This window comes from Streptomyces sp. NH27 (genome assembly GCF_056859195.1).
Genome location: NZ_JACEGK010000419.1, coordinates 1 through 7,096, shown reverse-complemented (window position 1 = coordinate 7,096; position 7,096 = coordinate 1). Strand labels below are relative to the sequence as shown.

Here is a 7,096-nt window from a genome sequence, read left to right as displayed (position 1 = left end):
GGTGCCGGTGCGGGTTGCGCAGATGCCGGCGGTCACGACGAAGGCGACGCCGGCCGCGGGCGCGATCCCGGGTATCTGGCCGAGCACCAGCAGACCGGCGAGGAGAGCGACGGCCGGTTCCAAGCTCATCAGGGTCCCGAAGGCGGAGGTGGTCAGGCGGCGCAGGGCGAGGAATTCGAGGATGAAGGGCAGCACGGCACTGAGGACGGCCAGCCCGAGCATGGCTCCGAGCAGCTTCCAGGTCACGCGTTCCAGGTCGTACGGGGCTGCGGCGAGGAGGCCGATGAGGCCGGCGACCGGCATGGAGATGGCCAGACCGTCGAGACCGGTGACGGAGTCGCCCACGTGTTGGGTCAGCAGGATGTAGGCCGCCCAGCAGGCCGCGGCGATCAGGGCGAAGCCGGCACCGGCGGCGTCGATGCCACCGTGCCAGGGTTCGGTCAGTGCGACGACGCCGAGGGCGGCCATGGCGGTCCAGCGTCTACGGCCGTGGCCCGGGCCGTAGAGGGACACGCCCAGCGGACCGAGGAACTCCAACGCGCTCGCGGTGCCGAGCGGGAGCCGGGTCACCGACAGCATGAAGAACACCATCATGCCCGCGCTGACCGCGCCCAGCATGGTGCACGCCCCCAGGTCGCGGCGGGTGAAGTCGCGAAGGCGGGGCCGTACCAGGACGAGCAGCAGCACACCGGCCCACGCGATGCGCAGCCCCGTCGTTCCCAGGGCCCCGAGCCGGTCGACCAGCGGGACCGACAGTGCCAGCCCGAGCTGGATGGTGGACATGGAGGCGACGGCCATGAGGGCGCCGGTCGCGGGCGTGGGCGGGCGCGGATTCGCGCGGTGTTCCGGCAAACTCATCGGGCCAGTACACGAGGTGCGGACCGTTCGCGTCCACGTGCCGATTCTGAACATTCCGTTCGCGAATCCTGGACAATGACGGGATGGAGACACGACGGCTGCGGATGCTGGTGGAGCTGTCCGGGTTGGAGTCCATGCGCGCGGTGGCCGACCGGCTGGGCACGACCACCTCGACGGTCTCGCAGCAGATCGCCGCCCTGGCCGGTGAGATGGGCACCGCATTGATCGAGCCGCACGGACGCCGGGTCCGGCTGACCCCCGCGGGCCGACGGCTGGCCGAGCACGCGGTGACGATCCTCGCGGCCGTCGAGGCGGCGCGCCACGACCTGGCCCCGGAAGGCGAGCCCAGCGGCACCCTGCGCGTCGCCGGCTTCGCCACCGCCATCCGCGCCCACCTCCTGCCCGTCGTCACCGCCCTGGCCACCGATCACCCGGACCTCCATGTCCTGATCCGCGAGCACGAACCCGCCGAGGCACTGCACCTCCTTGCCGAGGACGCCACCGACCTGGCCCTGACCTACGACTACAACCTGGCGCCCGCGACCGAGAATCCCGCACTGCATGCCACGGCTTTGTGGACCGCGTACTGGGGCCTGGGCGTCCCCGCGCGGGCCGATGTCCGCGAGGGGACGACGCTCCAGGTCTTCAGCCGGTTCGCCGGGCATGACTGGATCGTCAACTCCCGCAACACCGCGGACGAGAGCGTCGTCCGCACGCTTGCCTCGATGGCAGGTTTCACCCCGCGCATCACCCACCAGGCCGACAGTCTCGACCTCGTACAGGGCATGATCACCGCAGGGCTCGGCGTGGGCCTGCTCCCCCTTTCGACCCCCACCTTCCCCACCGTGCGGCTCCTCCCGCTCACCTGCCCCGATGTCGAGCTGCGCGCCTACGCCGTCACCCACATCGGCCGCCGGGGCTGGCCGCCGCTCGCCCTGGTCACCGGTCTCCTCCACCAACGTGCCGAACGAGCCGACGGAACCGGTGACCCGTGAGTCCGCCCACCGGACCGGACCGCCTGCCCGGTCCGGGGCATCACTTCCCGGCCGGGACGGGCTCGACGCGTCACCTCTGGCTTCGAATGCGCTGAATCGTATGAGCCAACATCGCACGGGGTATCCGCACCAGGTATCCGCACGGCGTGTCCACGGGGGCGCCCGCGCACCACCACCCGCGACATCACCCGACGGAGAGAGGTCGACGATGACCCTTCACGCTCACCGACCACATCTGCGGCACGCGTTGCGACGCTTACGCGGCATCCTTCTCGCATTCGGCGCGGCCATGACCCTGGCCCTCGGCCTGCTGGTCGGCGTCACCGGTCCCGCGCACGCCGCCACCGACCAGCCCTGCGACATCTACGGCAACGCCGGAACGCCCTGTGTGGGCGCCTTCAGTACCGTCCGCGCGCTCTACGACTCGTACGACGGCAACCTGTACCAGGTCACCCGGGTACAGGACGGCGCCACGCTGGACATCGGGCTGCTCGCCGCAGGTGGTATCGCCAACTCCGGGCCGCAGAACATCTTCTGCGCCGGCGGCCCGTGCGTCATCTCCAAGATCTACGACCAGTCGCCGCGGCACAACGACCTGACCATCGCCGGCGCGGGCACCGCGGGGGCCGCCAACTCCGGCGCGATGGCGAACGCGTTGCATGTCACGGTCGGCGGTCACTCCGTGTACGGCGTCTACGTGCCACCGGGTGTCGGATACCGTCACGCGGTCGGGTCCGGGGTCGCCACCGGCGGCCAGCCCGAAGGCATGTACATGGTGGCGAGCGGCACCCACACCATCCACGACTGCTGCTTCGACTTCGGCAATGTCGAGGCGGCCGAGAACGACACCGGCGCCGGCCACATGGACGCGCTCAACATCTCCCCGGCCATGGCCTGCGACCCATGCCGCGGCAGCGGGCCCTGGGTGCAGGCCGACCTGGAGAACGGCATCTTCCAGGCCGACACCAACGCGCACAGTGTCAACGGCGGCAACTCCAGCCCGTTCGTCACGGCCCTGCTGAAGAACAACGGCCAGACGAGCTTCGCGCTCAAGGGCGGCAACTCCCAGTCGGGCGCCCTCACCACCTGGTGGAACGGCGCCCTACCACCTGGCTACGCGCCCATGCAGCAGGAGGGCTCCATCGTCATGGGCACCGGCGGCGACAACAGCAACCGCGCCGGCGGGTCCTTCTTCGAGGGCGTGATGACCGCCGGCTATCCGTCGGACGCCGCGGACGACGCCGTGCAGGCGAACATCGTGTCGGCCGGTTACGCGGGCGACACCGCCGGGGTCGCACCGGCCACGATCGCCGGGCCCGGCGGCACGTGCGTGGACGTGACCGGTGACGACGTCGCGGGCAGGTCCGCGGCCGTACAGCTGTGGGGCTGCCAATCCGGCGCCGCCGATCAGCACTGGACCCACGACGCCGACGGCTCGCTGCGCACGCTGGGCCGCTGCATGGACATCGTCGGCAACGTCACCGCCCAGAACACCCAGATCCAGCTCTACGACTGCAATGGGGTCGGCGGGCAGAAGTGGGTGCAGCGCGCCGACGGCTCGCTGCTCAACCCGCAGTCCGGCCGCTGCCTGAACGCCACCGACGGGGCCACCGCCGACGGCACCCGCCTCCAGATCCACGACTGCAACGGCACCGCCGCCCAGAAGTTCAGCCTGAACTGAGACGGCCCAAGAACACAGAGCGCTCCACGTGGCCCGGGCCGGAAGGGAAAGCACACCCTTCCGGCCCGGGCCCGCCGCGGCTCCCATACGGGCGGTGGTTCGAGCGGCGGAGGGAGTGGGCGACCGCTCGGGCACCAGAGCCGGGAGATGCTCAGTTCCGGGACCCTTTACGTGCCCTGAAGGCCGCTGCCTTGACTCGGCTTCGGCAGGCCGTGGAGCAGAAGTGACGGACCGTATTACGGGAAGCGTCCACGTACACGCGGTCGCACTGCGGGGCCGTGCAGACGCCGAGGCGTCCGGCGAGGTCGCTGCCGATCGCCAGGGCGAGGGCGGTGGCGCATCCGGCACTCCACCCCACGGAGAGGCTGTCATCGGAGCCATGGAAATGGACTTGCCAGGGCTCGCCGTCGACGCGATCGAGCTGGGGGCGGGCCCCGGCCGTAAGTAGCAGGACGTTCACCAGCTGGGCCGCCTGATCGATGTGGCCGCTGTCGACGGCCTCGAACACCGCCCGCATCTGCTGGGCGGTGTGCGCGAGATACGCGGCGTGGCCCGGCTCGACCGTGGAGCGGTGCGGCGAGAGAGGCAGCGCCTCGTGCACCGCCTGCGGGAGTTGATCCCCGTGCGGAGCGGTGTAGGGGCGGCCCTGTCGGGTGCCGTCGGTCAGCGTATTCACGAGGGAGACGGCTGTATCGAGCAGCGTCACCACGTGACCATCGAACATCACTTGACCGGTCACTCCTTCGACCTCTAGCGTGCAATACGCAACCGACGATAACCGTTTCGTCGGTCACGCGCGAGGGGGCTTCGTGGGGTCTGCGCAACGTGCGAAGCGCTTGCCGCGAACGGTGCGGTTGCTGATCGTGGCGCGAGCGGTGAACCGGCTGGGGGCGTTCTCCCTGTCGTTCCTCACCGTTCTGATCACGACGAGTTTCGGTGCCGGCACCATCGTCGCCGGGTACATCAGCGCTGCCTTCGGGCTCGCCACGATTCCCTCGCGCCTGATCGGCGGTCGCCTGGCCGACCGTATCGGCCGACGGCGCACGATCGTGGTCGGGCTGACCGCGTGCGCGGTGGCGCAACTGGGCATTGCCTCGTCCACCGGCCTGCTGCCGGCAGCCTGCTTCGCGGTCCTGATGGGGTTGGCCTTCGAAATCTACGAGCCGCCCAGCCAGGCGATGATCGCGGATGTCGTGGCGCCGGGTGAACAGGTCCGCACCTACGGCCTGTTGAACGTGGCCCTGGCAGTGGCGGGCATGGGCGCGGGCCTTCTGGCGGCCGGGCTGGGGCGCTGGGATCTGCGGTGGCTGTTCGTGGTCGATGCCCTCACCTGCCTGCTCTGCGCGCTGACCGTGCACCTGGTCCTGCCCGCGGACCAACCCTCCGCGACAGCGGCAACACAGCAGGCGGTCACCGTCGCCCCCTGGCGAGATCGCTCGTTGCTCGTGATGCTCGCGGCAGGGACGCTGTTCGCGGTGGTCTACCTCCAGATCATGATCGCGCTGCCGCTGTCCCTGGAACTCCGCGGACTGCAACCGACCGACGCCGGGCTGCTGTTCACCACGTCCGCCCTCACCATCGCCGCCGGGCAGCCACTGTTGCGGCTCAATCGACTCGCCACACTTCCGGCATCTGCCGCCTTCGCCGGCGGCTATCTCCTGCTGGCGCTCGGGCTTGCCGGATACGCACTCGCGCACGGCCTGGTCGCCTACGTAGCGGCCACCATCGTGTGGAGCGTGGGCGACCTGCTCCTCGTGGGCCGCGCGTACGCGCTCGTCGCCGGCTTGGCCCCCGCCGGAGGGAAGGGGCGTTACCTGGCGGTCTACGGCACAAGCTGGGGCGTCGGCGGGATCGTCGCCCCGCTCATCGGCACACAACTGCTCGAACACGCGGGAGCTCTCGGCTTGTGGTGCGCCATGTCCTTTGCGTGTCTGGTCCTCGCGGCCCTGCATCCTGCCTGGATCCGCACTGCCGACGGCCGCCGTGAACGGCACGCGACGCCCGCTCGGGGCCAGGCCGTCGGTCCGTAGCCGTCGGCGGGTTCCCGACCGGCACGGCACAATGGCCGTGACCGGTTCGCGAGTTGGGGGACGATGTGGTCTGCCGTATTCACTTCACGGACCAGGATCTGGCCCGTACCCGGATAGCCCAGGCACCGATGCCGCTCACCGAACTGCACCTGGCAGCACGGGTGTTACAGAGCCCGGAGCGGTCGGTACGGCTGAGCGCGTGGCGGCAGCGCGCGGTGCGGGCGCTGCCCGGCGGTGCCCGGATGGCGCTGTCGCTGATTCCCGCCGACGGCTGGGCGCCGACGTTCCTCACACCCGCTGTGGCCGGCGAGTCGGGCGAACTGCTGGAGCAGGTGCGCTCGACGCCACGGCAGATGATCACCGACGAGATGTCACTGATCGCGGATCGACAGCCGGTGCCGGGCTGGGCCCGCCACCTGGCGGACGACTCCCGGCTGCGCAAGGAACTGTTCGACGGACTCGGCTCGCTGCACGATCATCTGCTGGCACCCTACTGGCGGCAGATCTCCGACCACGCGGCCGAGGACCGCGCGGTGCGGCTTCGGGACTTCCTCGGCGGCGGCGTGGAACGGCTGCTGTCCCGAGCCAACCCGCGCTGGCTGCAATGGAAGCCGCCGGTGCTGGCACTGCAACACCCGCTGGACATCGACGTGCGCCTGGAGGGCCAGGGCGTGGTGCTCGTACCGTCGCTGTTCAGCACCCGATGCGTGCTCGGCGACGACACGCACGCCAACCCGCAGCCGTTCATCAGCTTCCCGATCGGGCACGACGGGCTTCCGAGCCCACTCGTCGCCCTCGGCACCGGGCCGCGTACGACCGGGCCCGGTGCGGCGCTCGCCGCGCTGCTCGGCCACACCCGCGCGGCCGTACTCCAGGTGATCGTCGAGCACCCGGGCTGCTCCACCAACGAACTCGCCGCCCGGGTCGGGATCGCCGCGTCCAGCGCCAGCAAACACGCCACCACTTTGCGCAACGCCGGACTGGTCAGCACCTCGCGGTACGGCTCATCGGTGATGCACCGCCCGACCGCGCTCGGCATCGACTTCATGAGCGCGCCGCCCGGACCGCCCGGACCGCCCGGACCGCCCGCCGGCTGACGACGGGGCGTACCGCGAATGCCGCCGTGCCCACCGGCGTCGGGCCGATCCGCGCCGACGTCCTGGCGGCGAAGAAGGTCCCCCAGTGGGCCTGGAACCGGCTCTCGTACGGGCAGGGTGCAAAGGCCCGCGCGTCTACGACTGGGCCCTGGTCGCCACCGCCGACCCGCGCCGCCACCTCCTGGTTCGCCGCAGCATCGCCGATCCCACCGACCTGTCCTACTTCTACGCCTACACACCCCGGGCCGGTCGATGACGCTGGCCGGCCTCGTGGCGATCGTGGGAATCAGATGGACAGTCGAGGAGGACTTCGCCAACGGAAAGGACACCGTCGGACTGGATCACACCCAGGCCCGCCGCTACCGCTCCTGGCGACGCCATGTCGTCCTCGCGATGGCTGCCCTCGCCTTCGCTCCGTGATCGCCAGCCTGGACC

General features: G+C 70.6%; 7 protein-coding genes. 5 read left to right on the top strand and 2 right to left on the bottom strand.

The annotated features are described in order from the left end of the window. Positions 1 to 858, bottom strand: an 858-nt coding sequence (locus AC13HU_RS27815) for an EamA family transporter (RefSeq protein WP_483044706.1), incomplete at its 3' end; no start/stop codon positions are given. Between the two features lie 83 nt (positions 859 to 941). On the opposite strand from AC13HU_RS27815, the gene AC13HU_RS27810 reads away from it, so the two are divergent. Beyond that, on the top strand, positions 942 to 1,853 hold the full coding sequence (locus AC13HU_RS27810) for a LysR family transcriptional regulator (protein ID WP_483044705.1): 912 nt from the start codon (positions 942 to 944) through the stop codon (positions 1,851 to 1,853). A gap of 289 nt (positions 1,854 to 2,142) precedes the next feature. Continuing rightward, complete coding sequence (locus AC13HU_RS27805) at positions 2,143 to 3,534, top strand: arabinofuranosidase catalytic domain-containing protein (protein WP_483044704.1); 1,392 nt, start codon at positions 2,143 to 2,145, stop codon at positions 3,532 to 3,534. A gap of 151 nt (positions 3,535 to 3,685) precedes the next feature. Here AC13HU_RS27805 and AC13HU_RS27800 read toward each other — a convergent pair whose 3' ends face one another. Further along, positions 3,686 to 4,243, bottom strand: coding sequence for a CGNR zinc finger domain-containing protein (locus tag AC13HU_RS27800; RefSeq protein ID WP_483044703.1), 558 nt, complete (start codon positions 4,241 to 4,243; stop codon positions 3,686 to 3,688). Between the two features lie 46 nt (positions 4,244 to 4,289). Here AC13HU_RS27800 and AC13HU_RS27795 point away from each other — a divergent pair, with 46 nt between their 5' ends. From AC13HU_RS27795 to AC13HU_RS27785, 3 genes are read left to right on the top strand one after another with little or no spacing between them, the layout of a single operon-like run. Then, positions 4,290 to 5,564: an MFS transporter gene (locus AC13HU_RS27795; RefSeq protein ID WP_483044702.1), complete on the top strand. Its 1,275-nt coding sequence runs from the start codon at positions 4,290 to 4,292 to the stop codon at positions 5,562 to 5,564. 53 nt (positions 5,565 to 5,617) lie between these two features. After that, complete coding sequence (locus tag AC13HU_RS27790) at positions 5,618 to 6,661, top strand: ArsR/SmtB family transcription factor (RefSeq protein ID WP_483044701.1); 1,044 nt, start codon at positions 5,618 to 5,620, stop codon at positions 6,659 to 6,661. A gap of 18 nt (positions 6,662 to 6,679) precedes the next feature. Further along, positions 6,680 to 7,081 carry a transposase gene (locus AC13HU_RS27785; RefSeq protein WP_483044700.1) on the top strand — a complete coding sequence of 134 codons (402 nt, stop codon included), beginning with the start codon at positions 6,680 to 6,682 and terminating at the stop codon, positions 7,079 to 7,081. The last annotated feature ends 15 nt before the right edge of the window (positions 7,082 to 7,096 follow it).

Bases quoted from the DNA above. Each gene is read 5' to 3' on its own strand.
- AC13HU_RS27810 (WP_483044705.1), top strand. From the start codon at position 942: ATGGAGACACGACGGCTGCGGATGCTGGTGGAGCTGTCCGGGTTGGAG.
- AC13HU_RS27805 (WP_483044704.1), top strand. From the start codon at position 2,143: ATGACCCTGGCCCTCGGCCTGCTGGTCGGCGTCACCGGTCCCGCGCAC.
- AC13HU_RS27785 (WP_483044700.1), top strand. From the start codon at position 6,680: ATGCCGCCGTGCCCACCGGCGTCGGGCCGATCCGCGCCGACGTCCTGG.